Origin of the sequence: Bradyrhizobium sp. WSM471, from assembly GCF_000244915.1 — a bacterium.
Classification (GTDB): domain Bacteria; phylum Pseudomonadota; class Alphaproteobacteria; order Rhizobiales; family Xanthobacteraceae; genus Bradyrhizobium.
Genome location: NZ_CM001442.1, coordinates 7,102,156 through 7,128,370, shown reverse-complemented (window position 1 = coordinate 7,128,370; position 26,215 = coordinate 7,102,156). Strand labels below are relative to the sequence as shown.

21 protein-coding genes are annotated in these 26,215 nt (G+C 63.5%); 12 read left to right on the top strand and 9 right to left on the bottom strand.

Annotated elements, in window-relative coordinates; translation table 11 throughout:
• The first annotated feature begins 199 nt into the window (after positions 1-199).
• From BRA471DRAFT_RS32480 to BRA471DRAFT_RS32465, 4 genes are all read left to right on the top strand, one after another.
• Positions 200-1,066 (top strand): outer membrane protein, encoded by an 867-nt coding sequence (locus BRA471DRAFT_RS32480; protein WP_007615089.1) that lies wholly within the window; start codon positions 200-202, stop codon positions 1,064-1,066.
• A gap of 157 nt (positions 1,067-1,223) precedes the next feature.
• Positions 1,224-2,351: an alkene reductase gene (locus BRA471DRAFT_RS32475; protein WP_007615088.1), complete on the top strand. Its 1,128-nt coding sequence runs from the start codon at positions 1,224-1,226 to the stop codon at positions 2,349-2,351.
• Positions 2,352-2,507: 156 nt separating this feature from the next.
• Positions 2,508-3,011, top strand: coding sequence for a GFA family protein (locus tag BRA471DRAFT_RS32470; RefSeq protein WP_007615087.1), 504 nt, complete (start codon positions 2,508-2,510; stop codon positions 3,009-3,011).
• A gap of 106 nt (positions 3,012-3,117) precedes the next feature.
• Positions 3,118-4,779 (top strand): thiamine pyrophosphate-binding protein, encoded by a 1,662-nt coding sequence (locus BRA471DRAFT_RS32465; protein ID WP_007615085.1) that lies wholly within the window; start codon positions 3,118-3,120, stop codon positions 4,777-4,779.
• Between the two features lie 144 nt (positions 4,780-4,923).
• On the opposite strand, the gene BRA471DRAFT_RS32460 is transcribed toward BRA471DRAFT_RS32465, so the two are convergent.
• A complete protein-coding gene (locus BRA471DRAFT_RS32460; protein WP_007615084.1) occupies positions 4,924-6,303 on the bottom strand; it encodes an LLM class flavin-dependent oxidoreductase in 1,380 nt (459 codons plus the stop codon).
• A 240-nt stretch (positions 6,304-6,543) separates the two neighbouring features.
• Here BRA471DRAFT_RS32460 and BRA471DRAFT_RS32455 point away from each other — a divergent pair, with 240 nt between their 5' ends.
• From BRA471DRAFT_RS32455 to BRA471DRAFT_RS32430, 6 genes are all read left to right on the top strand, one after another.
• On the top strand, positions 6,544-7,953 hold the full coding sequence (locus BRA471DRAFT_RS32455) for a M20 family metallopeptidase (protein ID WP_007615082.1): 1,410 nt from the start codon (positions 6,544-6,546) through the stop codon (positions 7,951-7,953).
• A 99-nt stretch (positions 7,954-8,052) separates the two neighbouring features.
• Entirely contained in the window at positions 8,053-8,964 is a 912-nt protein-coding gene (locus tag BRA471DRAFT_RS32450) for an amino acid ABC transporter substrate-binding protein (protein ID WP_035975248.1), read from the top strand.
• A gap of 115 nt (positions 8,965-9,079) precedes the next feature.
• Positions 9,080-9,811, top strand: coding sequence for an amino acid ABC transporter permease (locus tag BRA471DRAFT_RS32445; RefSeq protein WP_007615077.1), 732 nt, complete (start codon positions 9,080-9,082; stop codon positions 9,809-9,811).
• A gap of 4 nt (positions 9,812-9,815) precedes the next feature.
• On the top strand, positions 9,816-10,508 hold the full coding sequence (locus tag BRA471DRAFT_RS32440) for an amino acid ABC transporter permease (RefSeq protein ID WP_007615076.1): 693 nt from the start codon (positions 9,816-9,818) through the stop codon (positions 10,506-10,508).
• A gap of 8 nt (positions 10,509-10,516) precedes the next feature.
• Positions 10,517-11,248: an amino acid ABC transporter ATP-binding protein gene (locus BRA471DRAFT_RS32435; protein ID WP_007615073.1), complete on the top strand. Its 732-nt coding sequence runs from the start codon at positions 10,517-10,519 to the stop codon at positions 11,246-11,248.
• Positions 11,249-11,447: 199 nt separating this feature from the next.
• On the top strand, positions 11,448-12,308 hold the full coding sequence (locus BRA471DRAFT_RS32430; RefSeq protein WP_007615072.1) for a D-amino-acid transaminase: 861 nt from the start codon (positions 11,448-11,450) through the stop codon (positions 12,306-12,308).
• A 158-nt stretch (positions 12,309-12,466) separates the two neighbouring features.
• Here BRA471DRAFT_RS32430 and BRA471DRAFT_RS32425 read toward each other — a convergent pair whose 3' ends face one another.
• The 3 genes from BRA471DRAFT_RS32425 to BRA471DRAFT_RS32415 all read right to left on the bottom strand — a co-directional run bounded on the left by BRA471DRAFT_RS32425 (position 12,467) and on the right by BRA471DRAFT_RS32415 (position 15,876).
• Positions 12,467-12,928 (bottom strand): carboxymuconolactone decarboxylase family protein, encoded by a 462-nt coding sequence (locus tag BRA471DRAFT_RS32425; RefSeq protein ID WP_007615070.1) that lies wholly within the window; start codon positions 12,926-12,928, stop codon positions 12,467-12,469.
• A 29-nt stretch (positions 12,929-12,957) separates the two neighbouring features.
• Positions 12,958-14,577 carry an MDR family MFS transporter gene (locus BRA471DRAFT_RS32420; protein WP_007615068.1) on the bottom strand — a complete coding sequence of 540 codons (1,620 nt, stop codon included), beginning with the start codon at positions 14,575-14,577 and terminating at the stop codon, positions 12,958-12,960.
• A 117-nt stretch (positions 14,578-14,694) separates the two neighbouring features.
• Positions 14,695-15,876, bottom strand: coding sequence for an HlyD family secretion protein (locus BRA471DRAFT_RS32415; RefSeq protein WP_007615066.1), 1,182 nt, complete (start codon positions 15,874-15,876; stop codon positions 14,695-14,697).
• Positions 15,877-16,151: 275 nt separating this feature from the next.
• On the opposite strand from BRA471DRAFT_RS32415, the gene BRA471DRAFT_RS32410 reads away from it, so the two are divergent.
• The gene (locus BRA471DRAFT_RS32410) at positions 16,152-17,063 is read left to right on the top strand and encodes a LysR family transcriptional regulator (RefSeq protein WP_007615059.1); all 912 of its coding nucleotides are present in this window, start codon (positions 16,152-16,154) and stop codon (positions 17,061-17,063) included.
• Here the strand turns inward: BRA471DRAFT_RS32410 and iaaH are convergent.
• The gene (gene iaaH / locus BRA471DRAFT_RS32405) at positions 17,058-18,482 is read right to left on the bottom strand and encodes an indoleacetamide hydrolase (RefSeq protein ID WP_007615058.1); all 1,425 of its coding nucleotides are present in this window, start codon (positions 18,480-18,482) and stop codon (positions 17,058-17,060) included. The genes BRA471DRAFT_RS32410 and iaaH overlap by 6 nt on opposite strands.
• A 75-nt stretch (positions 18,483-18,557) precedes the next feature.
• The gene (locus BRA471DRAFT_RS32400; protein WP_007615057.1) at positions 18,558-22,007 is read right to left on the bottom strand and encodes an indolepyruvate ferredoxin oxidoreductase family protein; all 3,450 of its coding nucleotides are present in this window, start codon (positions 22,005-22,007) and stop codon (positions 18,558-18,560) included.
• A gap of 152 nt (positions 22,008-22,159) precedes the next feature.
• Here BRA471DRAFT_RS32400 and BRA471DRAFT_RS32395 point away from each other — a divergent pair, with 152 nt between their 5' ends.
• The gene (locus tag BRA471DRAFT_RS32395) at positions 22,160-22,615 is read left to right on the top strand and encodes an Lrp/AsnC family transcriptional regulator (protein WP_007615056.1); all 456 of its coding nucleotides are present in this window, start codon (positions 22,160-22,162) and stop codon (positions 22,613-22,615) included.
• A 127-nt stretch (positions 22,616-22,742) separates the two neighbouring features.
• Here BRA471DRAFT_RS32395 and BRA471DRAFT_RS32390 read toward each other — a convergent pair whose 3' ends face one another.
• The 3 genes from BRA471DRAFT_RS32390 to BRA471DRAFT_RS32380 are packed head-to-tail and all read right to left on the bottom strand — an operon-like array spanning position 22,743 to position 25,985.
• On the bottom strand, positions 22,743-23,528 hold the full coding sequence (locus BRA471DRAFT_RS32390) for a fumarylacetoacetate hydrolase family protein (RefSeq protein WP_007615055.1): 786 nt from the start codon (positions 23,526-23,528) through the stop codon (positions 22,743-22,745).
• Positions 23,529-23,543: 15 nt separating this feature from the next.
• On the bottom strand, positions 23,544-24,911 hold the full coding sequence (locus BRA471DRAFT_RS32385; protein ID WP_007615054.1) for an LLM class flavin-dependent oxidoreductase: 1,368 nt from the start codon (positions 24,909-24,911) through the stop codon (positions 23,544-23,546).
• Positions 24,912-24,932: 21 nt separating this feature from the next.
• Positions 24,933-25,985 (bottom strand): Ldh family oxidoreductase, encoded by a 1,053-nt coding sequence (locus BRA471DRAFT_RS32380; protein ID WP_035974470.1) that lies wholly within the window; start codon positions 25,983-25,985, stop codon positions 24,933-24,935.
• Between the last annotated feature and the right edge of the window lie 230 nt (positions 25,986-26,215).

Sequence of the window (26,215 nt, the reverse complement as noted above, 5' to 3'; positions counted from 1 at the left end):
CGCCATCGCGTCCGGACTTCAGTGGTCGAGTCTTGCCTGCGGCGACGCGAGTCCGCTTGCGGCGACCAGAGGTTGTTGCCCGGACGCTACAAGCGGTTTGAAAGCGCGCGTCGTCCGCGATTTTGCAAGACTTGCTATCCCATTTCGAATGTCGGCCGGTTAGTTCTGGTCACCGTCAATCTTCGGAATTGGAATATCGATGATGCTTCGCTTTGCTCCGATCGTGTTTGTGGCTTTGGGCGTCGCCTCGGCGTACCCCGCGCTCGCGGCCGACATGACCGCACGTGCGCCGGCGTACAAGGCCTCGCCACTGCCCGTCGCCTACAACTGGTCGGGCTTCTACGCCGGCGTGAATGTCGGATATGGGTGGGGCGATGGTGCGAACGATCTCGCGCCGCATGATCCGGTCTTCACCGCCGGCGTGCTCGACGTCGCACTGGCGGGCGGCCTTGTCGCTGCCTCGCTCGCAACAAACGCGCGTGGCGTGATGGGCGGCTTGCAGGCCGGCTACAATGTGCAGACGGGCTCGTTGGTGTGGGGCGTCGAAGCCGATATCGCGGCGGCCGACATCAAGGGTAGCTCAACGGTGACCCGAACCTTGCCGGTCTTCCCGACGATCATGACCACGCAAGATCAGAAGGTCGACTGGTTGGGGACCGTGCGAGGCCGGATCGGTGCCACCGTCGTGCCCGACTTGTTGCTGTACGCGACCGGCGGTCTTGCCTATGGGCACGTCAAGGCGTCGACGTCGATCGTGGATCCCACGGGTGCGAGCGGCACGCCCTGCCTCAATGTGATCTGTAGCGCCGGCGCGGTGGAAAGCTGGCGCGTGGGCTGGACGGTCGGCGGCGGTGGCGAGTACCGCTTTGCGTCGAACTGGAGCGTCAAGCTCGAATATCTCTACTACGATCTCGGCAGCGAGAAATACACCATCTTCAATCCGCTGTTCCCGTTCACGCCCGGCCCGGCACGCGGCTTTGACTCAACCGCGAGTTTCTCGGGCCACATCGCGCGCGTCGGTTTGAACTACAAGTTCGGCGCAGGCGCGGTCGTCGCAAAATACTGACCTGCAATTCTGAACAGACTACAAGCCCCGGGCTCGGCCCGGGGCTTTTTTTATTCCCCGCCTCTTTTGGCTGGCCAGCCATTCCCCCATGCAGCTTCCGAGCTGCGAGCCTTTCTCCTATGATCCTCGTCCTCTCATCGTTCATTTTGGGGCCGGCATGAAATTCGAGGCGTTGTTTCAACCGTTGCAGGTCGGGCCGTATAAGCTCGCGCACCGCGTCGCGATGGCGCCGTTGACGCGCATGCGGGCCGAGCGCGAGAGCTTTTCGCCGCGGCCGCTCAACGCCGAATATTACGGTCAGCGCGCCACCCGAGGCGGCCTGCTCATCGCCGAGGCCTCGCCCGTGCTCTCGCACGGCCGCGGCAATCCGGCGACGCCCGGCATCTATTCGGAGACGCAGATCGCGGGGTGGCGCAAGGTCGTCGACGCCGTGCACGCCAAGGGCGGCATCATCTTTCTCCAGCTCTGGCATGTGGGCCGCGTCTCGCATTCCTCCTTCCACGGCGGGGAGCCGCCGGTCTCGGCCTCGGCGATCCCGATCAGGGCCGAAGGCATGAAGGCAATGACCGCCGACGGCAAGATCTCCGACTATGAGACGCCGCGCGCGCTGGAGACGGACGAGGTCAAGGGCATCGTCGAGGCCTTCAGGCAGGGTGCGAAGAACGCGCTGGCCGCCGGCTTCGACGGCGTCGAGATCCACGGCGCCAACGGCTATCTGCTCGAGCAATTCCTGCAATCACGCAGCAACCAGCGCAACGATCAATATGGCGGTTCGATCGAGAACCGCGCGCGGCTTCTGCTCGAAGTGACCCAGGCCGCGATCGACGTCTGGGGCGCGGGCCGCGTCGGCGTGCGGCTGTCGCCCCACGGCATCGCCAATGATTCCGGCGAGCCCGATCCGATGCCGCTCTACACGCACGTGGTGAAGGCGCTCGACAAGCTCGGTCTTGCCTATTTGCATTTCATCGAGCCGCGCTCCAGCGGCTCGGGGCGCGCAGAAGTCAACTGGCAGAACGTGCCGTCGGCAATGCTGCTGTTCCGCCCGCTCTACGGCGGCGTGCTGATGACGGCAGGCGGGTTCACGGGCGAGACCGCGAACGCCGCGATCGCGGAGGGACATGCCGACCTCATCGCCTTCGGCCGCATCTTCATCTCCAACCCCGATCTGCCGCGCCGCCTGCAGCACGATTACTCTCTCACGCCGTATAACCGTGCGACGTTCTACGGTGGCGAGGAAAAGGGATATACGGACTATCCCGCGTATGACGAGCTGACGCCGGTCTGACATTGCTGTAGCCCGGATGAGCGAAGCGATATCCGGGGCCTTCACCCAAGCTCTGGTCTTCCCGGATGTCGCTTCGCTCATCCGGGCTACGGAGTTATCGTGTTGCCCCGACGGACGCCACGAATTCCGTCATTGCGACCGATGGGGGAAGCAACCATGGCCAAAGCCGCAGCCGCCGCAGGAGTTGCAACCGGCCAATGCCTCTGCGGCAAGGTTACCTTCGAGATTGACGTCCCCGCACGCTGGGCCTGGCACGATCATTCCGCCGCCAGCCGTCGCGCCCACGGCGCCGCCTATGCGACCTATGTCGGAAGCTGGAAGAAGCGGTTTCGCATCACCGCAGGCAAGACGGCGCTGACCCGCTACGAGGACAAGGCAACGAAGACCGCGCGCAGCTTCTGTGCGCATTGCGGCACGCCGATCGTATTTGAGCGCCCGCGTGGGCCGCATATGGTCAACATCCCCCGCGCGCTGTTCAGGGAACGCACCGGCCGCCAGCCGCTCTATCACATCGCGATCGAGGAGCTGCAGGAATGGACCTATACCGGCGAGCCGCTGGTACCGCTGAAAGGCTTTCCCGGTGTGGTCTGGCAACGCTCGAAAAAGAAGAAGCGTGCGGGCGGCGAGGATCCGCTCGAGCAGGGGCGGGAGGAGATGTAGCGCTTCGCCCACGCAACGCAGCCATGACCGCGCTTCCTTGCGCGCCTCCCGCGATTTCGGTCATCATGCGCCCGTCCTTGCGGCAACGTCCGCCTCTGGAGGAAACATGAAGAACAAGATCACCGGCCGCTCCGCCTTTCTCGCGCTGCTCAAGGACGAGGGCATCACGCATCTGTTCGGCAACCCCGGCACCACCGAGCTGCCGATCATGCACGCGCTGAAGGACCATCCTGATCTCACCTATGTGATGGCGATGCAGGAGAGCCTGGTGGTGGCGATCGCGGATGGCTACAGCCGCGCCTCCGGAAAGCTCGTCGCCTGCAACGTCCATGTCGCGCCCGGCCTCGGCAACGCGATGGGCTCGCTCTACAACGCCCAGTTCACAGGCACGCCGATGATCCTGACCGCGGGCCAGCAGGAGCAAGGCCACGGCCTGATGGAGCCGGTGCTGTACGGACCGCTGGTGCGCATGGCCGAGCCGCTGGTGAAATGGGCGGTCGAGGTGACGCGGCTCGAGGATCTGCCGCGCATCGTGCGCCGCGCCGCAAAAGTCGCGACCACGCCCCCGACCGGGCCGGTGTTCATTTCGTTGCCCGGCGACATCCTCAACAGCGAGGCCGGGATCGATCTCGGCCGCTCCACTCGCATCGACGCCCGCACAAGGCCGTCGGATGAGGCACTCCAGGCGTTCGCCGCACGTCTGCTGAGGGCTGAGCGTCCCGTGATCGTCACCATGGACGAGGTGGTCAAAAGCGATGCGCTCAAGGAGGCCGCTGAGCTTGCCGAGCTATTGGGTGCATCTGCCTACCAATCCTCGACGCCCTATGGCTCGCACTTCCTCTCGGAGAGCCCGAGCTTCGTCGGCACGCTGGCACGTGTCCAGAAAGTCGCGCGCGAGACGCTTGCGCCGTACGACCTCTTGATCGCGCTCGGCGGCGATCCCTTGCGGATGTCGGTCTACAGCGAGGTCGATGCGCTGCCGGAGGGCCTTGGCATCGTGCAGATCGGTCTCGGCGATTGGGAGATCGCCAAGAACTACGGTGCCGAGATCGCGCTGAAGGCGGATTTGAAGGAAACGCTGCGTGCGCTGATCCCGGTGCTGAAGGAGATCGGCGGCGCTGCCCTGGCGAACCGCGCGAAGCAACGTCTCGCCGAGCTCGCGCCGAAGAACTGGACTGCGCGGCGCACCACGCTGGTCGAGCAGATCGGCAAGGCCGCCGACCGCAGCCCCATCGATCCGGACTGGCTGGTGCTGCAAATGGTCGAGGCCATGCCCGCCAATGCCATCCTCGTGGACGAAGGCCTCACCTCGAGCCGCCAGATCACGGCGCTCCGCGCGCACCGCGACCGCTTCGGCTATCACGGCCTTGCTTCCGGCGGCATCGGCTGGGGCCTGCCGGCTTCCGTCGGCGCCAGCATCGCTAATCCCGATCGCCCCGTGGTCTGCTTCTCCGGCGACGGCAGCGCGATGTATTCGATCCAGTCGCTGTGGACGGCAGCGCATCACAAGCTGCCGCTCAATGTGGTCATTGCCAACAATGGCGGCTACCGCATCATCAAGCAGCGTCTGCTCGCCTTCCATGGCGACGACAATTACGTCGGTATGGATTTTGTCGATCCGCCGGTGGATTTCGCGGGCGTGGCGAAGGCGTTGGGATGCGAGGCGATCAAGGTCAGCGACCCCCGCGAGTTGAAGGCGACGCTGGCGTCGGCGTTTGGCCGGCCCGGGACGAAGCTGATCGAGGTGATGGTGGACGGGAAGGTGTAGCCCTACTGTCGTCCTGGCGAAGGCCAGGACCCATACCGCGTGATCTATCGACTGCGGGTGGTGCCGGTCCCGAACGACCCGTCTTCGCCAAATTGCTTCCCGGGGTTATGGGTCCTGGCTTTCGCCAGGACGACTGCGGTGGCGCTACCCCTTTCTCCCCACCCTGAACCCCGCTGCCGGATGCGGCGCGCCCAGCCTTGCACGTCCGTCACCGAACAGCTTTTCCCGCAGCGTGCCCTTGGCATATTCCGCCTTGTACCGCCCGCGCCGCGTCAGCTCCGGCACCAGCATGTCGGCGATGTCCTCGAAATCGCCGGGCGAGATCGCGAAGGCGACGTTGAGGCCGTCGACATCGGTTGCCTCGAACCACGCCTCGATCTTGTCCGCGACCATCTCCGGCGTGCCGACCACGACGGGACCGGCGCCGCCGACGCCGACATGCTCGATGACATCGCGCACGGTCCAGACGCGATCGGGATCGGCGCGGGTGACGTTATCGAGTGCGCTGCGACCGGCGTCGTTCTGGACATGGCGCACCTGCTGATCGAGCTCGTAGCCGGAGAAGTCGATTCCGGTCCATCCCGACATCAGCGCGAGCGCGCCTTCCGGGCTGATGTGGCGGCGATAGTCGGTGTATTTTTCGTTCGCCTCGGCCTCGGTCCGCCCGAGGATGATCGTCATCATCGAGAACATCAGGATTTCCGCCGGATTGCGGCCGAACGCGGCGGCCTCCTGACGGATCGCCGACACGCGCGGCGCGATCACCTTGGCCGACGGCCCCGACATGAACACGCATTCGGCGTGCCGTGCCGCGAACTGCCGTCCGCGCGGCGAGGTGCCGGCCTGGTACAGCACGGGTGTCCGCTGCGGCGACGGCTCGCTCAGGTGGATGGTGTTGTTGATGCGGTAGTTCGCGCCCTCGTGGTTGACGCGATGGACCTTTGCGGGGTCGGTGAAGATGCCGCGCTTGCGGTCGCGCAGCACGGCGTCGTCCTCCCAGCTCCCTTCCCAGAGCTTGTAGACGACCTCCATATATTCGTCCGCGATCTCGTAGCGGTCGTCGTGCCCGATCTGCTTGTCCTTGCCGGCGCCGCGCGCGGCGCTGTCGAGATAGCCGGTGACAACGTTCCAGCCGATCCGTCCCTCGGTGAGATGATCGAGCGTCGACATCCGCCGCGCGAACGGATAGGGCGGCTCGAAGGAGAGATTGCTGGTGACGCCGAAGCCGAGATTCTGCGTGACCGCGGCCATTGCCGACAGCAGCAGCAGCGGATCGTTCGAGGGCGACTGGGCTGCATTGCGCAAGGCTGCGTCAGGACTGTTGCCGTAGACGTCATAGACGCCGAGCACGTCGGCCAGGAACAGGCCATCGAAACGGCCGCGCTCCAGCGTTTTGGCAAGATCGATCCAGTAGGGCAGGCGATTATATTTGGCAGTGCGGTCGCGCGGATGGGTCCACAATCCCGGTGATTGGTGTGCGACGCAATTCATCGCAAATGCATTGAGCCTGATCTGCTTGGCCATCATGGTCCCCCGGCGCCCTGTACCGGGCACTCTTCGAATGATAGAGCTGCGCCCGAACTTGGCGAAGTTCTTGCATATAGCGCGACGTTGGCAAGGCCAAAATCAGCGGCGCTGCCGCGCTTGGCAAGCCAATCTCAAGAGAGCAAGGACGAAATCCCAAGACTATCGAAGTCCCCGCCACTTTCGGAGGCCTCCCCGTATCGGGTATGCTCCTTCGCCTCGCAACCTAAAAAGAAAATAATGACCAGAGCCGATGCCATCGCCCGCGCCCGCGACGATTTCAAGTCCGGCGCGTTCCTCGCCGAACTCGACCGCCGCGTCGCCTACCGGACCGAGAGCCAGAATCCGAACCGGAGTGTCGAGCTGCGCGCCTATCTGGAACAGGAGATGGTGCCCGCTTTTGCCGCGCTCGATTTCGAAAGCCGGATGATCGAATCTCCCAGCGGCAAGGCGCCGTTCCTGTTCGCCGAGCACCACGAGAGCGAGACGGCGCCGACCGTGCTGATCTACGGCCATGGCGATGTCGTCGACGGCATGGAAAGCGAGTGGCGCGACGGCCGCGATCCCTGGCGCACCACGGTTTCGGGCACGCGTGTCTACGGCCGCGGCACCGCCGACAACAAGGGCCAGCACAGCATCAACATGGCCGCGCTTCGCGCGGTGCGCGAGGCCCGCGGCGGCAGGCTCGGCTTCAACGCCAAGTTCATCCTTGAGATGGGCGAGGAGATCGGCTCGCCGGATCTTGGCAAGATCTGCGATCTCAATCGCGATGCGCTCAAGTCCGATCTGTTCATGGCCTCCGACGGGCCGCGCCTGTCCGCCGACCGTCCGACCCTGTTCCTCGGCTGCCGTGGCGGCATCCGCATTCATCTCGATGTGAACCTTCGCGACGGCGGCCATCACTCCGGCAATTGGGGCGGCGTGCTCGCCAACCCCGCGACCATTCTGGTCAACGCGATCTCGACACTGGTCGACGGCCACGGCCGCCTTCAGCTGGACGCGCTGAAGCCGCCGCGCCTCACCAACCAGATCCGCAGCTATCTTGCGGACGTGCAGGTGGTGCCGACCGAGGACGAGCCGGCGTTGGCCGAGAATTGGGGCGAGGAGGGTCTTTCGGCGGCCGAGCGGCTCTATGCCTGGAACACGCTCGAAGTGCTGGCGATGTCGTCGGGCAATATCGAGAAGCCGGCCAACGCCATTCCCGGCCACGCCAATGCCGTGCTGCAACTGCGTTTCGTGGTCGGCACCAAGGTCGACGGCCTGATCGAAGCCGTCCGTGCGCACCTGGTCGAAAGGGGTTTTCCGATGGTCGAAGTGCGGGCCGCACAGAGCTTCGCGGCATCGCGCACCGATTTCGATAGCCCCTGGATCACATGGGCGGCGAATTCGGTGAAGGAGACCACAGGCAAGCCGCCGGCCGTGCTGCCGAATTTCGGCGGCTCGCTGCCCAATGACGTGTTTTCCGAGATATTGGGCCTGCCGACGATCTGGGTGCCGCACTCCTATCCCGGCTGCTCCCAGCATGCGCCCAATGAGCACATCCTGCTGCCATTGACCGAAGAGGCCTTGACGGTGATGGCCGGCCTGTTCTGGGATCTCGGGGAATTGCCAAGCGCGCTAACAAGCCCGCTAACGCGCCCGCCGGCCTGAGCCGTTAACCGGAGCCGTGATCCAGCCAAAAGTCACATTCTATTCCAATCCAATTTGTGCTTGCATCCCGCCGGCATCATCCTGAAAGGGGACCAAAAAGTGAAACATTTCCGTAGCATCGGCCTCGCGCTCGCCGCGACCTTCGCCGTCAGCCAGGCCGGGGCCGAGGAGCTGACCGGTACGCTGAAGAACATCAAGGACACCGGCGCCATTACGCTCGGCTTCCGCGACTCCTCGATCCCGTTCTCTTATCTCGACGACAACCAGAAGCCCATCGGCTTCGCGATGGACATCTGCTACAAGATCGTCGACGCCGTGAAGAAGGAGCTCAAGCTCGACAAGCTCGAGGTCAAGCTCAACCCGGTGACCTCGGCGACGCGTATTCCGCTGATGGCGAACGGCACCATCGACCTCGAATGCGGCTCGACCACCAACAATGCCGAGCGCCAGAAGCAGGTCGCCTTCACCAACACCCATTATTTGACCGCCAGCCGCTACGTGTTCAAGAAGTCGAGCGGCCTGAAGGCGATCGACGATCTCAAGGGCAAGACGGTGGTCTCGACCGCCGGCACCACCAACATCAAGCAGCTCACCGAGGCCAATGTTGCAAAAAGCCTCGGCGCAAACATCATCCCGGCCAAGGACCACGCCGAAGCCTTCCTGATGGTCGAGACCGACCGCGCTGTGGCTTTCGTGATGGATGACATCCTGCTCGCGAGCCTCGTTGCCGGCTCGAAGTCGCCCGCTGACTACGTCATCTCCAAGGACGCGTTCTCCAAGCCTGAGCCCTACGGCATCATGCTGCGCAAGGACGACGCGGCCTTCAAGAAGGTTGTCGACGCGGCGACAGCTGCGCTCTACACCTCCGGCGAGGGCCAGAAGATCTACGACAAGTGGTTCACGCAGAAGATCCCGCCGAAGGGCCTGAATCTCAACACGCCGATCTCGGCCGAGCTGAAGAACGAATTTGCCAAGCCGACGGACTCGCCGAACCCGGACGATTATAAGTAAGCTACAACCGCGATCTTTCGATCCGGATCGTGTCCGGCCATCTTGACTCCAAGGTGGCCGGACATTTGCATAGGCGCTGGGACATCGATGGCTGGCGCGTTCGCGCGGGGGACACGTGAACTATAACTGGAACTGGGGAATCTTTTTCCAGCCGAACCCGATGGGGACCGGCACCTATCTCGACATGCTGTTGTCGGGCTTGGTGCTGACCCTCAAGACGGGTGCGCTCGCCTGGATCATTGCACTGATCACCGGATCGATCGTCGGCGTGATGCGCACGCTGCCGTCGAAGGGGGCGTACTGGTTCGGCTTTGCCTATGTCGAATTCTTCCGCAACATGCCGCTGCTGGTGCAGCTCTTCCTGTGGTTCTTCGTGCTGCCGGAACTGCTGCCGAGAGCTGCCGGCCTCTGGCTGAAGCAGCTGCCGAATGCGCCGTTCTGGACGGCCGCGATCGGCATCGGGTTCTTCATGTCGGCGCGCGTCGCCGTGCAGTTGCAGGCCGGCATCGGATCGCTCCCGCGCGGGCAGAAGATGGCGGCGACCGCGCTCGGCCTGACGACTTTGCAGGCTTATCGCTACATTTTGCTGCCGATGGCGTTCCGCATCATCCTGCCGCCGCTGACGTCCGAGTTCCTCAACACCATCAAGAACACGGCTGTGGCCATCACCATCGGCTTGCTTGAGTTGACCGGACAGGCGCGCTCGATGCAGGAATTCTCGTTCCAGGTGTTCGAGGCCTTCACGGCCGCGACCCTTCTCTATCTCCTCGTCAACGCCGTCGTCGTGACCGCAATGCGCTTTCTCGAGCGCTACGTCGCGATCCCCGGCTACATCACGGGGAAATAGCACCATGTTCAGCAATTTCGATTTCGAGGTTATCCGTCGCGCACTGCCCTATCTGTTTTACGAGGGCATGACGTTCACGCTGATGCTCACGGGGCTTGCGGCGCTCGGCGGCCTGATCTTCGGCACGGCCATCGCGCTGATGCGGCTGTCGGGCTTCAAGATCCTGGGCCGCATCGCCGGGATCTATGTCGACTTCATGCGATCGCTGCCGCTGGTGCTGGTGATCTTCTGGTTCTACTTCCTGGTGCCCTATATCGGGCAGTGGGTGACCGGCGCGTCGCGCCCGATCAGCGTCGGCGCGTTCGCATCCTCGCTCATCACCTTCATCATGTTCGAGGCCGCATACTTCTCCGAGATCATGCGTGCCGGCATCCAGTCGATCTCGCGCGGCCAGCCGGCCGCAGCCAATGCGCTTGGCCTGACCTACGCCCAGACCATGCGCTACGTTGTGCTGCCGCAGGCCTTCCGCAACATGCTGCCGGTCCTGATCACGCAGACCATCGTGCTGTTCCAGGACACCTCCCTGGTCTACGTGCTGTCGATCACCGATTTCCTCGGTGCGGCAAGCAAGGTCGCGCAGCGCGACGGCCGTCTGGTCGAAATGTATCTGTTCGCAGCAATCGTCTACTTCACCATTTCCTGTGTTGCGTCCTTCGGCGTTCGCCGCCTGCAGGCGCGCATCGCCATCATTCGATAGAGTCTGTCATGATCGAGATCAGCCACGTCGACAAATGGTACAGCCCGAGCTTCCAGGTGCTGACCGACTGCACCACGAGCGTCTCCAAGGGCGAGGTGGTCGTGGTCTGCGGCCCGTCGGGATCAGGCAAGTCGACCCTGATCAAATGCGTCAACGCGCTGGAACCGTTCCAGAAAGGCGACATCAGCGTCGATGGCACCAAGGTCAACGATCCCAAGACCAATCTGCCCAAGCTGCGCTCGCGTGTCGGCATGGTGTTTCAGCACTTCGAGCTGTTTCCGCATCTGAAGATCATCGATAATCTCTGTCTCGCACAGCAGAAGGTGCTCGACCGGTCGCGCGACAAGGCGCTGGCAAAAGGCATGCAACTGCTGGAGCGCGTCGGCCTGAAGGAACAGGCGCAAAAGTATCCCGCGAACCTGTCCGGTGGCCAGCAACAGCGGGTGGCGATCGCTCGCGCGCTCGCAATGGATCCCATTGTCATGCTGTTCGACGAGCCGACCTCGGCGCTCGACCCCGAAATGGTGAGCGAGGTGCTCGACGTCATGGTGGACCTCGCCCATGAGGGCATGACCATGATGGTAGTCACCCACGAGATGGGCTTTGCCCGCAAGGTCGCAAACCGCGTGATCTTCATGGACCGCGGCGAGATCGTCGAGGACGCCCCCAAGGACGATTTCTTCGGCAAGCCCCGCAGCGACCGCGCGCAGAAGTTCTTATCGAAAATTCTGTCGCATTAATCCTGTCGTCACTCCGGGACGCGCCTCTTGGCGCGGTCCGGGAATCCATATCCCCGACTGGTGGTTATGGATTCTCAGATGCGCAATTGCGCATCAAAGCTCGTCGCTTCGCGCCGCCCCGGAATGACGAATAGAGGGGTGATCGGCCGCGGCAACTGGCGTATAAGCGCACAAAATCTTTTCCCCCAGGAGACCTGCCTTGGATCCGATCGCCTATGTCAACGGCTCATTCGTCCCGCTCTCGGACGCCAAAATTTCGGTCCTCGATCGCGGCTTCCTGTTTGCCGACGGTATCTATGAGGTCTCGGCCGTGCTCGACGGCAAGCTGATCGACAATGCCTCGCATTTGACGCGGTTGGAGCGCTCGGTCGGCGAGATCCGGCTGAAGCTGCCCGAGACGGTCGAGCGCATCACCGAACTCCAGAAGGAGCTGATCGCGCGCAACAAGGTCGAGAACGGCCTCGTCTATCTCCAGGTCACCCGCGGCGCCGACAAGGGCCGCGACTTCGCCTTTCCCAAGGGCGACGTCAAGTCGAGCCTGGTGATGTTCACGTCGGAGAAGGACATCATCAACGCAGCCTCGGCCAAGACCGGTATCAACGTGATCACCGTGCCCGACATCCGCTGGGAGCGGCGCGACATCAAGAGCGTGGCACTGCTCGCGCAAGTGCTGGCGAAGCAGGCCGCGGCCGAGGCCGGCGCGGGCGAAGCCTGGATGCTGGAAGACGGCTACGTCACCGAAGGCGGCTCGTCCTCGGCGTTCATTCTCACCAAGGACGACGTCATCGTGACCCGCAAGAATTCCAACGCGATCCTGCCGGGCTGCACCCGCAAGGCGGTGGTGGCGCTGGCGGAAGAGCGTCAGCTCCGCATCGAGGAGCGTTCCTTCACGGTCGCCGAGGCGCTCGCCGCCAAGGAAGCCTTTGCCACCTCGGCATCGCTGTTCGTCCAGCCGGTGGTTGCGATCGACGGCAAGAAGGTCGGCGATGGCAAGCCCGGCCCGATGGCGATGCGGCTGCGCGAGATCTACGTGGAGTTCGCCAAGGCGACGGCGGTTTAAGCCACACGCTCGGTGTCATCGCCCGGCTTGACCGGGCGATCCAGTACTCCGTGACGGGAGTGCTGGACTTGAGAAGCCGCGGCGTACTGGATGCCCCGGTCGAGCCGGGGCATGACAGTCGAATGTATTGAGGCAGTTTGGCCTCATGCGTCAGCACCTCACGCCACCGATGCCTTCACCTTCACCGGATGAACCGCACGGAACGCGATCGCGATTCTGTTCCAGGCATTGATGGCGCCGATCAGCATGGTCAGGTTCACCGTCTCCGCATCGGAGAATTGCGCGCGGACCTGCTCGTAGACGTCATCAGGTGCATGCGTCTCGGAGATCAGCGTCACTGATTCGGTCCAGGCCAGCGCCGCGCGCTCGCGGTCGGTGTAGAGCGGAGACTCGCGCCAGGCGTTGAGCAGATAGATGCGCTGCTCGGTCTCGCCGCGCTTGCGGGCGTCCTCGGTGTGCATATTGATGCAGAAGGCGCAGCCGTTGATCTGCGACGCGCGGATCTTGACGAGCTCGATCAGCGATTTCTCCAGGCCGGTCGACTGGATCTGCTCTTCCAGTGCCATCAGCGCTTTCATCGTGTCGGGTGCGGCCTGATAGAAATTCATGCGGGGTTTCATGGTCGTTCTCCTTGCTTGCTGGGTTGACGTCAGTGGGCGCCGCCGGCCGAGGCGTGGCCGGCCTTCTTCAGGAAGAGGGTGGCGAACAGCGCGACGATCAGTGCCACGCCGAGCAGATAGAAGGTGTCGCTGAAGGCAAGGATATAGGCCTGCTTCTGCACGATGTGGCCGATCGCGACATAGGCGCGATGCGATGCATCCGCCCGGTCGAGAATGCCGTGATTGACGAAGTATTGGGTGAGCTGTTCCAGCCGTGTCCGCGTCGCCTGCTCGAACAGCGAGACCGACTGCATCAGAACGTTTGAGTGATACTGCTCGCGCTTGGTTAGCAAGGTCTGTAACAACGCGATCCCGACGGCACCGCCGAGATTGCGCATCATGTTGAAGAGGCCGGAGGCTGAGCCCGCGTTCTCCGGCTCGATGCCCGCGGTCGCCACCGCAGATAGCGGCGCCATCACCAGCGCCTGGCCGATCGCACGAACCACGTTGGGCCAGAGCAATTGATCGGCGGCATAGTTGCCGGTCATGGTGATGTTCATGAAGTTGGAGGCCGCGAACAGGACGAAGCCGACGCCGATGATGAGCCGCGCATCGAGCTTCTGCATCAGCCGCGGCACCATGGGGATCAGCAGGAGCTGCGGCAGGCCGGTCCATGCCAGCACCATGCCGATCTGCTCGGCATTGTAACCCTGGATGCGGGCCAGATATTGCGGCAGGATGAACACCGAGCCGTAGAGCGCGATTCCCAGCAGGAAATTCGCGAGCATGCCGAAGCCGAAATTGCGGCGGACCAGCAGTCGCAGATTCAGGAGTGGCTTCTTCACGGTCAGCTCGATGATCAGGAAGGCGGTCAGCGCCACGGCCGCGATGACGGACAGCTTGACGATGAAGGGCGAGCCGAACCAGTCGTCCTTGTTGCCTTCCTCGAGCACGGTCTGCAGTGCCGACAGTCCGATCGCCATGGTGATGATGCCGGCCCAGTCACCGTCGCGCAGCAGCGACAGCTTCATGGGCTTTGCATCCAGCGCGTACCAGAGCATGCCGATCATGATCGCGCCGGGGACAACGTTGACGTAGAAGATGTATTGCCAGCCAAAATTCTCGGTGAGATAGCCGCCGATGGTCGGGCCGATCGCGGGCGCGAACGTCGCCGACAGCGCGAACAGCGCAAGGCCCACGGGTTGCTTGGCGCGCGGCAAGAGCGTGATAATCAGCGTGAACGCCATCGGAATCAGCACGCCGCCGGTAAAACCTTGCACTGCGCGCAGCACGATCATCTGCGGCAGATCCTGCGCCAGAGCACAGGCGGCCGACAGGACCAGGAACAGGACCGCGTTGGTGAGGAGATAGATGCGGATCGAGAACACCTGCGCCAGCCAGCCCGAGAGCGGGATCACCACGATCTCCGCGATCAGATAGGAGGTCGAGATCCAGCCGCCGTCATCGATGCCGGCGCCTATCGCGCCCTGGATATCGGCGAGCGAGGCATTGACGATCTGGATGTTCAGCACCGCCATGAAGGCGCCGAGCGTCGCGCCGATCACGGCGATCCAGGTCTTGGCCGAGACGGCGGGCGTTGCGGGGGCCGCGACTGGAGCGGGGATATTGGCCGGGGAGGCGGTATTGACGGTCCGTTGGAGCGTGCTCATGGAAGCCTCGTCTCGGTTACGGAGACAGGATGCATTAGGCGGACGGTTTCGATAATCGACGAAGTTTGGGAAGGATCATCCGGCCTGATTTGATAATCCCGCCGGACCTTTCCGGCTTCAACCGCCGTTCGGACGGGCCGCGTTGTCGGCGAGATGCTTCGCCGTCTCACGCTCGGCCAGCACGGTCTGCTTGGTGTCGACGGTCGGCACCGCGGACATGCCGGGGCGCAGCAGGCCGGTCAGGCTGCGGTCGTCGAGCACGATCTTCACCGGCACCCGTTGAACGATCTTGGTGAAATTGCCGGTGGCGTTGTCGGGCGGCAGCAGTGCGAATTCGAGCCCGCTCGCCGGCGACAGGCTATCGACGTGGCCGCGCAGGGTCTGGTTATGGAAGCTGTCGACGTGCAACTCGACCGGCTGGCCGGCGCGGACATGGGTGAGCTGCGTTTCCTTGAAATTCGCCACGACATAGACCGCATCGAGCGGCACCACTGCCATCAATTGCGTGCCGGCCTGCACGAACTGTCCCACGCGCAGTGAGCGGGCGCCGACCGTGCCGTCGACCGGCGCAGTGATCTCGGTGTAGGAGAGATTCAGGGTCGCCTGCTCCGCGACCGCGCGCGCGTGTTCGAGCTGGGCTGTAGCCTGCGCGCGCTGGGTGGTGAGCACGTCGACCTTGCGTTGCGCGGCCACGAGGCCCGACCTGGCATGTTGCAGCTGCGCGTTGCTGGCGCGCAACGCAGCGTCAGTCTGTTGTGCGCGCTGAATCGTGCCGGAGCCCGACTTCATCAAATCGTCGTAGCGGGCGCGCTCCTCCTGCGCAAATTTCAGATTCGCGTCCGCAGCAGCGACATCGGCCATGCTCTGCTCGATGAGCGGCTGCTGGAGTTCGAGCTGGGCGTCGAGGTTGCGCACCGATGCTTCCGCCGCAGCGACATCGGCGCGGGCCTGGTCGAGCGCCGCTTTGAAGTCGCGGTCGTCGATCTTCGCCAGCACCTGGCCCGCTTTGACCTTTTCGTTGTCGCTGACCAGCACCTTGGCGATGTAGCCCGAGACTTTTGGCGCCACGATCGTGGAGTCGGCCTTCACATAGGCGTCGTCCGTTGTCTCGAGATAACGGCCGTTGACCCAGTAGTCGTGTCCGTAATGGACAATCGCTGCCGTGCCCGCGAGGAACGCGAGTACCAACGCCGCCCGCCGGACCATATTCCGAGCCTGACCACGCACCGGCGCCGTGAGGGAAGCTTGAGTTATCTCAGTCGCTTGCTGGAAGTTTTCGGTGCGGGGCATCTCGGACATGGCAGTCTCCTATCGGCTGGCTGAGACTATCGGTCTTCTTCGCTCGATCGATAATCGGCGAAATACCGGAAGGATTATCCGTTGGGAGTGGATGGTCCGGCCATCTCGCCTTCGCCTAGGGTTTAAGGAGCCGGAGGTCCGGCTGCCCCAGAGCAATTGCCGCGTCTGTCGAGGAATTGCGGCTAACCCATCCGCCATGCGCGGATCAGATGATCTGATGGATAATCCGAGGGAAATCCTTGCGATTGTCGATCAAGAGCGGATAATCAGTCGGCATGGACCGATTGACCAGTCTCGAAGTCTTCAGCCGGGTGGTCGAGACCGGCGGCTTCTCTGCAGCAGCCCGCAAGCTCAACATGTCGACCACCATGGTGAGTAATCACGTCCAGGCGCTGGAAGACCGGCTCGGGGTGAGGCTGCTTCAGCGCACCACGCGCAAGGTCAGCCTCACCGACATCGGCAAGGCCTATTACGACCGCTGCGTCCAGATACTTGCCGAGCTCAAACAGGCCGACGATATCGCGAGCGAATTGCAGTCGGTGCCGCGTGGCACGCTACGAATCCACGTCGCCACGCACATGGTGCCATTCGTCGCGCCGGTGGTGGCGAAACTTCTGTCGGCCTATCCGGAGCTCAAGATCGATCTGCGCATGGGCGAGGCCGACATCGACCTCATCGAAGAAGGCTATGACGTTGCTCTGCGCATGACCTCGCCACCGGATTCGAGCCTGATCGTCCGCAGCCTTGCCACCTGGCGTCACGTGCTGTGCTGCTCGCACGACTATCTCGACAAGCACGGTCGCGTGCAGAAGCTCGGTGAGCTCACCACACACAATTGCGGGCGCCATTTGAATTATCCGTTCGGCGACGATTGGCGCTTCTTCGATCGCAAGGGCGCACCGGCATCGGTGCGCATCTCCGGTAGCTTCATCACCAACAGCGGTGAGGCCTTGCGAAAGGTGGCGCTGGAAGGCGCTGCCGTCTGCCTGATGGCCGGATTTCTGATCCGCAACGATCTCGAGGCCGGTCGGCTGGTGCGCCTCTTGCCCGAATATCGTCCAGTCGAGATGTCGATGAACGCCGTCTATCCACACCGCCATCATCTGTCGGCCAAGGTCAGGACCTTCATCGACATGCTGGTGGAGTACAGCGCCGAACAGCAGAAGCTGATCAATCCGTATTCATGACGGGCGCGGCGGCGGCAATCGCCCGAACACGGCGTCGAGCGCCAAGCCGATCGCAAGCAGCCGGCGATCGCTTCCGGCCGGGCCGTCCAGCTCGAGGCCGACAGGCAATTTGCTGGTGGCGCCGAGCGTGATCGGAATCTGGATGCCGGGAATGCCGGCATTGCTGCCGGGATCGGTGTTCTGGATGAACAGGCCGAAATTATCCAGGCTGCTGGAATCGGGATTGGAGGCAATAGCGACGCGCGGCGTGGTCGGGAAGGCGATGGCATCGAGCCGGTTGTCGGCGAAAGTCCTGCTGTAGAGCGCCTGCAGGGCGGGACGCGCGGACCTGATGGCAGCGTCATAGATCGGCTCGGCATCGACCAGCGTATTGTCTGGACCAGGCAGCTTGCGCGGGATCACGAGGCCGTCATAGGTGCCCTTGACGTCGGGGCTAGCGATCTCCCGCGCCAGTGCGTCGATGGTGATGCCGGTGCCGGTGTGAGCGAGATAGGCCACCATGTCGTCATAGGCCTCGTACAGCGCGACGGGAAAGCCGACCTGGCCGTTGAGTTCGGCCAATTGCGGCATTTCGATCTCGACCACCGTGACGCCCTGCGCCTTCAGTTTCGCGACCGCCGCCTGGAAGGCGGTCTCGGTGTCGGTATCGAGATTGATCAGCATCGACCGCACGATGCCAATTCGCATCTGCTTCAGATCGGCTGCCTGAACGGCTTCGGCACCCGCAATGACGCGGTCGAGCAGCTCGACATCCGCCATGGTCGCTGCCATGGGCCCCGCGGTGTCGCGGGTGTGCGAGATCGGCGCGATGCCGGCTTGCGGGTAGCGTCCGACCGTCGGGCGCAGCGACGCGCATCCGTTCAGTGCGGCGGGGACCCTGACCGATCCGCCAGTGTCGGTGCCGAGCCCGCCCGCGACGATCCGCGCGCCAATCGCCGCGCCCGTTCCGGAGGAGGAGCCGCCCGCGATCAAGGCGCGGTCATAGGCGTTGCGCACGCCGAATTCCGCGCCGGTCTTGAACGCGGTGTTGTAGCCGGAGATGCCGAAGGCGAGCTCGTGCATGCTGGTCTTGCCGATGATGACCGCGCCCGCCGCGCGCAGCTTTGCGACCACCGGCGCGTCCGCCTTCGGAACGTAGTGCTGCAGCGCTGGCGTTCCTGCGCTGCAGGGGAGCCTCGCGACCTCAATATTGTCCTTGATCACGATAGGAACGCCGCCGAGCAGCTTGTCCTTGTTGTCGGCCGCGTCGAATGCGGCCGCAGCCTTCAGGGCACCGGCCTCGTCCAGGGCGATGAAGGCATTCAGATCGGCATTGGCCTCGGCGCGAGCGAGAGCTTCCGTCGTGAGCGCGGTGCTCGTGATTTTTCCGGCGCGGAGGTCGGCCACAGCCTGGGTCAGGGTCAACTGGTCGAAATCCATGAGGCGTCACCCGGTTGCAGGAGCGCCATCAGGGCGCGCCTCGGCTCCAGAGGCTGAAGCCTCGTCGGCGCCCCGTCAACCGTAGGCGCGCATCTTTGCAGGTGATGGCGCATCGAGCTCGGCGAACAGCCGTTCGACCTCCGCCTTCACCTTCCCGATCGCGGCGTCCTTAACCGGCCCGTAGCCCCGGATATCCATCGGCGCTTTTGCAATGGCGACCAGACTTGGCAGATGCGCCGCGTCGAGCCTCCGGAGCAGCCGCTCGACGACGCCATCATACCAGGTGATCAGTTCCCGCTCGGCGCGCCGTTCCGCCGTGTAGCCGAACGGATCGAACGGCGTCCCGCGCAATCCCTTCAATCGCGCCAGCAGCGCAAGCGGCATCTGGATCCACTGCCCGAAGCTGCGTTTGCGCGGACGGCCGCGGGCGTCGCGCTTCGACGGCAGGAACGGAGGGGCAAGGTGATATTGGATGCTGAAGTCGCCTTCGAATTCGTCTTTCAACTCGTCGAGGAACCCACCCTGCATGTGCAGCCGCGCCACCTCGTACTCGTCCTTGTAAGCCATCAGCTTGAACAGCGCGCGCGCGACCGCCTCGGTCAACGCCTCGCTATTCAGTTTGGCTTCGGCATTGCGAACATTTGCAACGAGCGCTCGATAGCGCGCTGCATAGGCATCGTTCTGATAGGCCGTGAGGAAGTCGGCGCGGCGGTCGATCAGCTGGTCGAGGGTCTCGGCCTTCGGCGCTCCGTCCACCTTCGGCAAGAAGTCAGGATCGGCGGCCGCAATCCGGCCCCAGGCAAAAGCCTGCTTGTTGCTGCCAACCGCGACACCGTTGAGCTCGATCGCGCGCAACAGCGCCGACAGCGAGACCGGCAGCAGCCCGTGCTGCCAGGCAAAGCCCAGCATGACGATGTTGGCATAGACGGCATCGCCGAGCAGGCGCTCGGCCAGCGCATTGGCGTTGATGGTGTCGAGATTGCCGTCGCCGATAACCTGGCCGATCGCGCGCAGGCGGGCGGGTGAGGCGAGATCTGCATCGCGGAAGCGGACGACGTCGCCGGTCGGCATCTCTGCGGTGTTGACCGCGGCGCGCGTGCCTTTCCGATAGGTGCCGGACGCCTTCGGCGAGGAGCTGACGACGAGGTCGCAACCGATCAGCGCATCGGCCGCGCCCTGGTCGATACGGACCTGATGCAACGCTTCGGGCGAGGCGGCCAACCGGATGTAGCTCAGCACCGGCCCGAATTTTTGCGCAAAGCCGGTAAAATCCAGCACCGAGACACCGTTTCGTTCGATGTGCGCCGCCATGCCAATCAGCGCGCCGACCGTGATCACGCCGGTGCCGCCGACGCCCGTGATGAGCAGATCATAGGGACGGTCGAGCGTTGCGGGCGCGGGCAAGGGAAGCGTGGCCGCGTGGCCGACCGCGTCGATCCGGCTCGCGCCCTTCTTCCGGCGCTTCGCGCCCTCGATGGTGACGAAGCTCGGGCAGAACCCGTTGAGGCAGGAGAAGTCCTTGTTGCAGGATGAGAGGTTGATCCGGCGCTTCCGGCCAAAGGGCGTCTCCTTGGGCTCGACACTGAGGCAGTTGGATTCGACCGAGCAGTCGCCGCAGCCCTCGCAGACGAGATCGTTGATATAGGCGAAGCGTTTGGGGTCGGCCATCTGTCCACGCTTGCGGCGCCGCCGTTTCTCCGTCGCGCAGGTCTGCTGATAGATAAGCACGGAGACGCCGGGGATATCGCGCAGCTCGCGCTGCACGCTGTCCATCTCTTCGCGCGGATGGATGGACACGCCGACCGGAAGATCGCCTGGCGAAAATTGCGCTGGATCGTCCGACACCAGCGCGACGCGCGCAACGCCCTCGGCGCGGACGCTGTGCGCGATAGCGTGGACGCTGATCGGGCCGTCGACGGGTTGGCCGCCGGTCATCGCGACGGCATCGTTGAACAGAATTTTGTAGGTGATGTTGGCTTTGGCCGCGATCGCCTGCCGGATCGCCATCGAACCCGAATGATAATAGGTGCCTTCGCCGAGATTCTGGAAGACGTGCTTGTTGCCGGTGAAGCGTGACGAGGCGGCCCAGTTCACGCCTTCGCCGCCCATCTGGATCAGGGACGATGTCTCGCGGTCCATCCAGCTCGCCATGAAATGGCAGCCGATGCCGGCCAGCGCCTTCGATCCCTCCGGCACTTTCGTCGATGTGTTGTGCGGGCATCCCGAACAGAAATAGGGCGTGCGCGTTGCACCAGAGACGTTGATCGTGCGCGCGGCCTCGGGCATCAAACCGGCTGCGCGTGCGGCGAGATTAAGGCCTGGGAACATCGGATCGAGCCGGCGTGCGAGTACCCCGGCGAGCGCACGCGGCGACAATTCCCCGATCCAGGAGATCAGCCGTGCGCCGGTCTCGTCGTGCTTGCCGACCATGCGCTCGGGCTTTTCGCCCGGATAATCGTAAAAATATTCCTTGAACTGGCTTTCGATGATGCCGCGCTTCTCCTCGACCACGAGGATCTCGCGCTTGCCCTTCACGAACGCCATCGCGTCATGCAGCGCCAGCGGCCAGACCATGCCGACCTTGTAGATGTCGATGCCGATGCTGCGGCAGGCCGCTTCGTCAAGACCCATCAGCCGCAGTGCTTCCATCAGATCGAGATGTGCCTTGCCTGTGGTGACGATGCCGTAGGTGGCGCCCGGGATGTCGTAGATGTGACGATCGATCGGATTGGCCTTTGCGAAGGCATAGACCGCATGCTTCTTCGCCTCCAACCGCTCTTCGATCTGTGGGCCCGGCAGATCGGGCCAGCGATAGTGCAGGCCGCCTGGCGGCGGCGCGAAGTCCGGCGTGTGGAAGACGCGCGGCGGGCGCAGCGCGACGGAGGCGCCGGATTCCACGATCTCCGAGATCGCCTTGAAGCCGACCCACATGCCGGTGAAGCGGCTCAGAGCGTAGCCATATTCACCGAATTCGAGGTACTCGCTGACGCTTGCGGGGTGGAGTGTCGGCATGAACCAGCTCATGAAGGCGACGTCGGACTGGTGCGGCATCGAGGACGAGACGCAGCCATGGTCGTCGCCGGCAACCACCAGAACGCCGCCATGCGGCGAGGAGCCGTAGGCGTTGCCGTGTTTCAGCGCATCGCCGGAGCGATCGACGCCGGGGCCCTTGCCGTACCAGAGCCCGAACACGCCATCGACCTCGCGGTCAGCCTGCGTCTCGACCTGTTGCGAGCCGAGCACGGCGGTTGCGGCAAGGTCTTCGTTCACTGCGGGGATGAATTCAATGCGGTCCCGCTTCAGTCGCTCCTGGATGCGCCACAGTTCGAGGTCGATGCCGCCGAGCGGCGAGCCGCGATAGCCCGAGATGAAGCCCGCCGTGTTCAGTCCGGCGGCACGGTCGCGCCGCACCTGGTCGAGCGCGATGCGAACGATGGCCTGCGTGCCCGTGAGGAAAACGCGGCCTTCTTGGCGATCGTAGCGGTCGGAAAGCTCATAGGCGTCGAGTGACGATTTGGCGTCCATGCGGACCTCCCGCGGCATCCTTGCCGGATGGGAGAAGGGTAGGCCTGGGCGATTGGTAGGTCTTACCTATCTTTCCGAACATTGCGCCAATTATGGTAGAATTATCCGATCTAATATATATTCAGGTTGAATAATCCATTTTGGTGGTTTCCATGATCGAAGACCAGGATGCGCGGATTCTCGCCTTCCTTCAGAAGGACGGCCGCGCCACCAACCAGCAGCTCGCCGACGCGGTCGGCATGTCCACCTCGGCATGCTGGCGCCGGGTGCGCGCGCTGGAGGAGAGCGGTGCCATCCGGGGCTATGCGGCCCTGGTCGCGCGCGAGCAGGCCGGCTTTGCGATGTCCGCGATCCTCCATGTTTCGCTGGAACGGCACGACGCAAAATTCGTCGACGAGTTCGTCGGGCGGGTGACCACGCGGCGTGAGGTGCTGGAGTGCTTTGCGACCACGGGCGATGCCGATTACCATTTGCGCGTCGTCGTGCAGGACATGGCGGCCTACAACAGATTCCTCGACGACTTCATGTTCCGCATTCCCGGCATTCGTTATGTGAGAAGCAATGTCGTGCTGAAAGAGATCAAGACGGGCGTGGCCCTGCCGTTTTGAGCTGCGACGTGTTCAAATCTGCCGCCTCACCCTGAGGAGGCCGAGTAGCGGCCGTCTTGAAGGGGGAGGCCACAACCGGGCCTTCATCCTTCGAGACGCTTGCTTCGCAAGCTCCTCGGGATGAGGATTACCGCTCTTCCCGCACGAACCTGTTCCGCAGCGTCCCGATACCGGTGATGTCGATCTCCACGACGTCGCCGTGCTTGATGTCAGGCGAGGCTCCGTCCGTGCCCATCCAGATCACATCGCCCGGCCATAGCGTAAAGTATTTGGTCAGCTCGACCAGGAAGGGCACCACGCCAAAGATCATGTCGTTGGTGTGGAAGCGGTTGGTCTCCTTGCCGTTGACCCGGACGATCGTTTCCATCTTGTCGAGGTCGGCTTCGGTCTCGATCCACGGGCCCATCGGCTTGAACGTGTCGGCGTTCTTCGAGCGCCACAGGCTGCGGTCGGCCTTCTGCCAGCTGCGTTCGCTGACGTCGTTGCCGATGGTGTAGCCGAACACGCAATCCATGGCATTCTGTTTGGTGAGATGCTTGACCTTCTTGCCGATGACGACGACGAGTTCGCCTTCGTAGTGGATCTTGTCCGTCGCAAAGGACGGGATCACGACCTCCTCGTCATGTGCGATCAGCGCATTCTGGGCGCGATAGCCGATCTCGGGTCTGTCCGGCACCGCTGGCACCTCGCCGCGCTTGTCGGCGGCCTCCTTCAGGTGCTTCAGATAGTTCAGGCCGACGCAGTAGAAGGTGCGCGGAATCAGCGGCAGCTCGATTCTAACCTGCGACAGCGGATGCGTGCGCGAGGTGCGCTGCCATTCGCCTAAGGGATCGCCATCGACGGCGATGACCTGGTCACTCTCGACGATTCCCCAGGACATCTTGTCCGCGGCGGTGAATTTCAGCCAGCGCATGCCGTGTCTCCGTTGTTATTCCACGGCATCGCGCGGCTCCACTTTCCAGTCGCCGGCAGCCGGCCGCTTGAGCCCGAGATTTTCCCGCAGTGTCTTGCCGCGATATTCCTTCTGGAACAATCCGCGCCGCTGCAATTCCGGGACGATATGTTGCACGAAATCGGCATAGGAGCCGGGCACATAGGTCGCGGCGATGACAAAGCCGTCGCAGCCGCGCTCGACGAACATTTCTTCGAGCTTGTCCGCGATCTCCTTGGGGCCGCCGACCATCGCATCCTGGACCTGGCCGCGGCCGGAGAAGGTGACGAAATCGCGCGCGCTCGGATTGCTCTTGCCGGAGTTCTTGAGCACGCCGTCGCGGATGCCCAGAATGCCCTGCATGCTCTTCAACTCTTCCGTCGTCAGCGGCTCGTCGAGATCCTTGGAGGCGAAATCGTAATTGAGCGCTTCGGCCAGTAGCGACAGCGCGTCGATCTGCAGCGGCAGCTTGTTGACCAGCGCCATCTTGTCTTCGGCCTCGGCCTTGGTCGCGGCGCAGACCGGTGTCGTGAGGTTGCAGAGGAACATCGCCTCCGGATCCCGGCCGGCTTTCGCGGCCTCATTACGCACGGACGCATAGCCTTCCTTGGCGGCGGCGAGGTTGCGTGCGGCGGTAAAGATCACCTCGCCCCATCGTCCTGCAAAGCGTTGCCCGCGGCCGGACGCACCCGCCTGGATGATCACGGGATGGCCCTGATCCGAGCGCGGCACGGTGAAGGGACCGCGCGACTTGTAGAATGGGCCCTTGTGATCGAGCCGCTTCACCTTGGCTGGATCGGCGAAGCGGCCGCTCGTCTTGTCCATTATGAGCGCGCCGTCTTCCCAGGTGTCCCAATGGCCGAGCACGACCTCCATGAACTCGTCGGCACGGTCATAGCGGGCGTCGTGCTCGGGATGAGAATCCCGGCCCATGTTAAAGGCCTCGCCGTCGTTGAGCGAGGTGACGACATTCCACCCGGCGCGTCCGCCGGACATCAGGTCGAGCGTTGCGAAGCGGCGGGCGATGTCGAAAGGTTCGAAATAAGTCGTCGAGCCGGTCGCCCCCAACCCGAGCTTCTCTGTAACCATGCCCATCGTTGTCAGCACGATCAGCGGGTCCATCTTCACGCAGCGGATACCGTATTCGACGGTGTGGGCGTGATCGTTGCCGTAGCGGTCCGGCATCGCCAGCCGGTCGTCGAAGAAGGCCATGTGGAACTTGCCGGCTTCGAGGATTTTGGCGATCTCCTGATAGTAGTCCGCCGACATCGAATCGTCGCGCGAGTCCGGATGGCGCCATGAACTCGGCAAATTCGTGCAGTTCTGGGCCTGAAGGAAGCCGACCAGTACCATCTGCCGCGTCATGCTGCTGTTCTCCGAATTGCGTCAGGCCAGATCAAGGACCGTATCCAGCCTGTACTCGCGCGCCAGCGCGCGCAGTTTTTCCCACGTCGCATCCTCGATCTCGATGCCGTCGCGCCGGCGCTGCTGCTCGCGCACGCCCTCGATCTCTCCGGGATAGAACACGCCTTTGCTGCCCTCGGAGGGCGGGGTCGATTTGAGATAGTGCGCGAACTCGGCAACCTCGCGCTTGAAGTCTTGCAACGGGCGAAATGCGGCGACGTTGAACACGGCCATGAAGCAGCCGTCATTGTGCCGGCCCGTGGGCTCGACGCCGAAACCAAGGCCGGTGAGCAGGCCGCACAGGACCTCGACCATGGCGGCGAGGCCGCTGCCCTTGTAGCCCTCGGTTCCGCCGAGCGGCAGCAGCGCGCCGCCCTTGCGGTATTGGGTCGGATCGGTGGTGTGTCGTCCTTCGGCATCGATGATCCATCCTGTCGGAATCTCCTCGTCGCGGGCGACCGCGAGCTGGATCTTGCCGGCCGCGACCGCAGAGGTCGCCATGTCCAGATAGAACGGCGCATCGAGATCGGACGGCACCGCTATCGAGATCGGATTGGTGCCGAGCCGAGCCTCCTTGCCGCCGAACGGCGCCACGTGCTTCGGCGAGCGGCCGGAATCCGCCGTTGCGATCCCGATCATGCCTTCGCGCATCGCCATCAGCGGATAGGCGGCGAGGCGGCCGACATGGCTTTGCCGGAACACGGTGCAGGCGGCGACATTCGCTGTCTTCGCTTTCTCGATCGTCAGCGCCATCGCCTTGGCGTTGACGTGGAAGCCAAAACCCCACTGGCCGTCAATCACGGTCGTCGTCGGGGATTCCCGGACGATGCTCCATTTGGCGCCGGGCACGATATGGCCGGCCTTGATGCGGTCGATGTAGGTGGGTACGGCGATCACGCCGTGGGAATCGTGGCCGGCGAGATTGGCTTTGACGCAGCCGCCTGCGACCGCGTCGGCCTCTTCCTCGGAAGCTCCGGCGGCACGAAGCAGCGCGGCGCTGATGCGCGTGAGGCGGTCGGCCTGGACGATCGGCATGGCGTTTCCCCGGCTGGTACCCTTAACAGGCTGCTTGTTGGGAGCCATGGTCTCAAAGCGCGGCTGCGATATCAATCTCCCGTAAACCAATACAGGGCTGCAAATTCGTAAACAGAACGCGTGGTCGGTCGAAACTGCCATCCCGTACAGCGGGATTTCGCGCCGGTTGTTCGCAGCTCGTTCACTTTGATTGACGGTTTGCGGGAACCAATAACCCCCACTTAGGCCAT

Excerpts from the sequence above, each read along its gene's own strand:
- BRA471DRAFT_RS32480 (WP_007615089.1), top strand. The coding sequence starts at position 200 with ATGATGCTTCGCTTTGCTCCGATCGTGTTTGTGGCTTTGGGCGTCGCC.
- BRA471DRAFT_RS32475 (WP_007615088.1), top strand. The coding sequence starts at position 1,224 with ATGAAATTCGAGGCGTTGTTTCAACCGTTGCAGGTCGGGCCGTATAAG.
- BRA471DRAFT_RS32470 (WP_007615087.1), top strand. The coding sequence starts at position 2,508 with ATGGCCAAAGCCGCAGCCGCCGCAGGAGTTGCAACCGGCCAATGCCTC.
- BRA471DRAFT_RS32465 (WP_007615085.1), top strand. The coding sequence starts at position 3,118 with ATGAAGAACAAGATCACCGGCCGCTCCGCCTTTCTCGCGCTGCTCAAG.
- BRA471DRAFT_RS32460 (WP_007615084.1), bottom strand. The coding sequence starts at position 6,303 with ATGGCCAAGCAGATCAGGCTCAATGCATTTGCGATGAATTGCGTCGCA.
- BRA471DRAFT_RS32455 (WP_007615082.1), top strand. The coding sequence starts at position 6,544 with ATGACCAGAGCCGATGCCATCGCCCGCGCCCGCGACGATTTCAAGTCC.
- BRA471DRAFT_RS32440 (WP_007615076.1), top strand. The coding sequence starts at position 9,816 with ATGTTCAGCAATTTCGATTTCGAGGTTATCCGTCGCGCACTGCCCTAT.
- BRA471DRAFT_RS32435 (WP_007615073.1), top strand. The coding sequence starts at position 10,517 with ATGATCGAGATCAGCCACGTCGACAAATGGTACAGCCCGAGCTTCCAG.
- BRA471DRAFT_RS32425 (WP_007615070.1), bottom strand. The coding sequence starts at position 12,928 with ATGAAACCCCGCATGAATTTCTATCAGGCCGCACCCGACACGATGAAA.
- BRA471DRAFT_RS32420 (WP_007615068.1), bottom strand. The coding sequence starts at position 14,577 with ATGAGCACGCTCCAACGGACCGTCAATACCGCCTCCCCGGCCAATATC.
- BRA471DRAFT_RS32415 (WP_007615066.1), bottom strand. The coding sequence starts at position 15,876 with ATGTCCGAGATGCCCCGCACCGAAAACTTCCAGCAAGCGACTGAGATA.
- BRA471DRAFT_RS32410 (WP_007615059.1), top strand. The coding sequence starts at position 16,152 with ATGGACCGATTGACCAGTCTCGAAGTCTTCAGCCGGGTGGTCGAGACC.
- iaaH (WP_007615058.1), bottom strand. The coding sequence starts at position 18,482 with ATGGATTTCGACCAGTTGACCCTGACCCAGGCTGTGGCCGACCTCCGC.
- BRA471DRAFT_RS32400 (WP_007615057.1), bottom strand. The coding sequence starts at position 22,007 with ATGGACGCCAAATCGTCACTCGACGCCTATGAGCTTTCCGACCGCTAC.
- BRA471DRAFT_RS32395 (WP_007615056.1), top strand. The coding sequence starts at position 22,160 with ATGATCGAAGACCAGGATGCGCGGATTCTCGCCTTCCTTCAGAAGGAC.
- BRA471DRAFT_RS32390 (WP_007615055.1), bottom strand. The coding sequence starts at position 23,528 with ATGCGCTGGCTGAAATTCACCGCCGCGGACAAGATGTCCTGGGGAATC.
- BRA471DRAFT_RS32385 (WP_007615054.1), bottom strand. The coding sequence starts at position 24,911 with ATGACGCGGCAGATGGTACTGGTCGGCTTCCTTCAGGCCCAGAACTGC.
- BRA471DRAFT_RS32380 (WP_035974470.1), bottom strand. The coding sequence starts at position 25,985 with ATGCCGATCGTCCAGGCCGACCGCCTCACGCGCATCAGCGCCGCGCTG.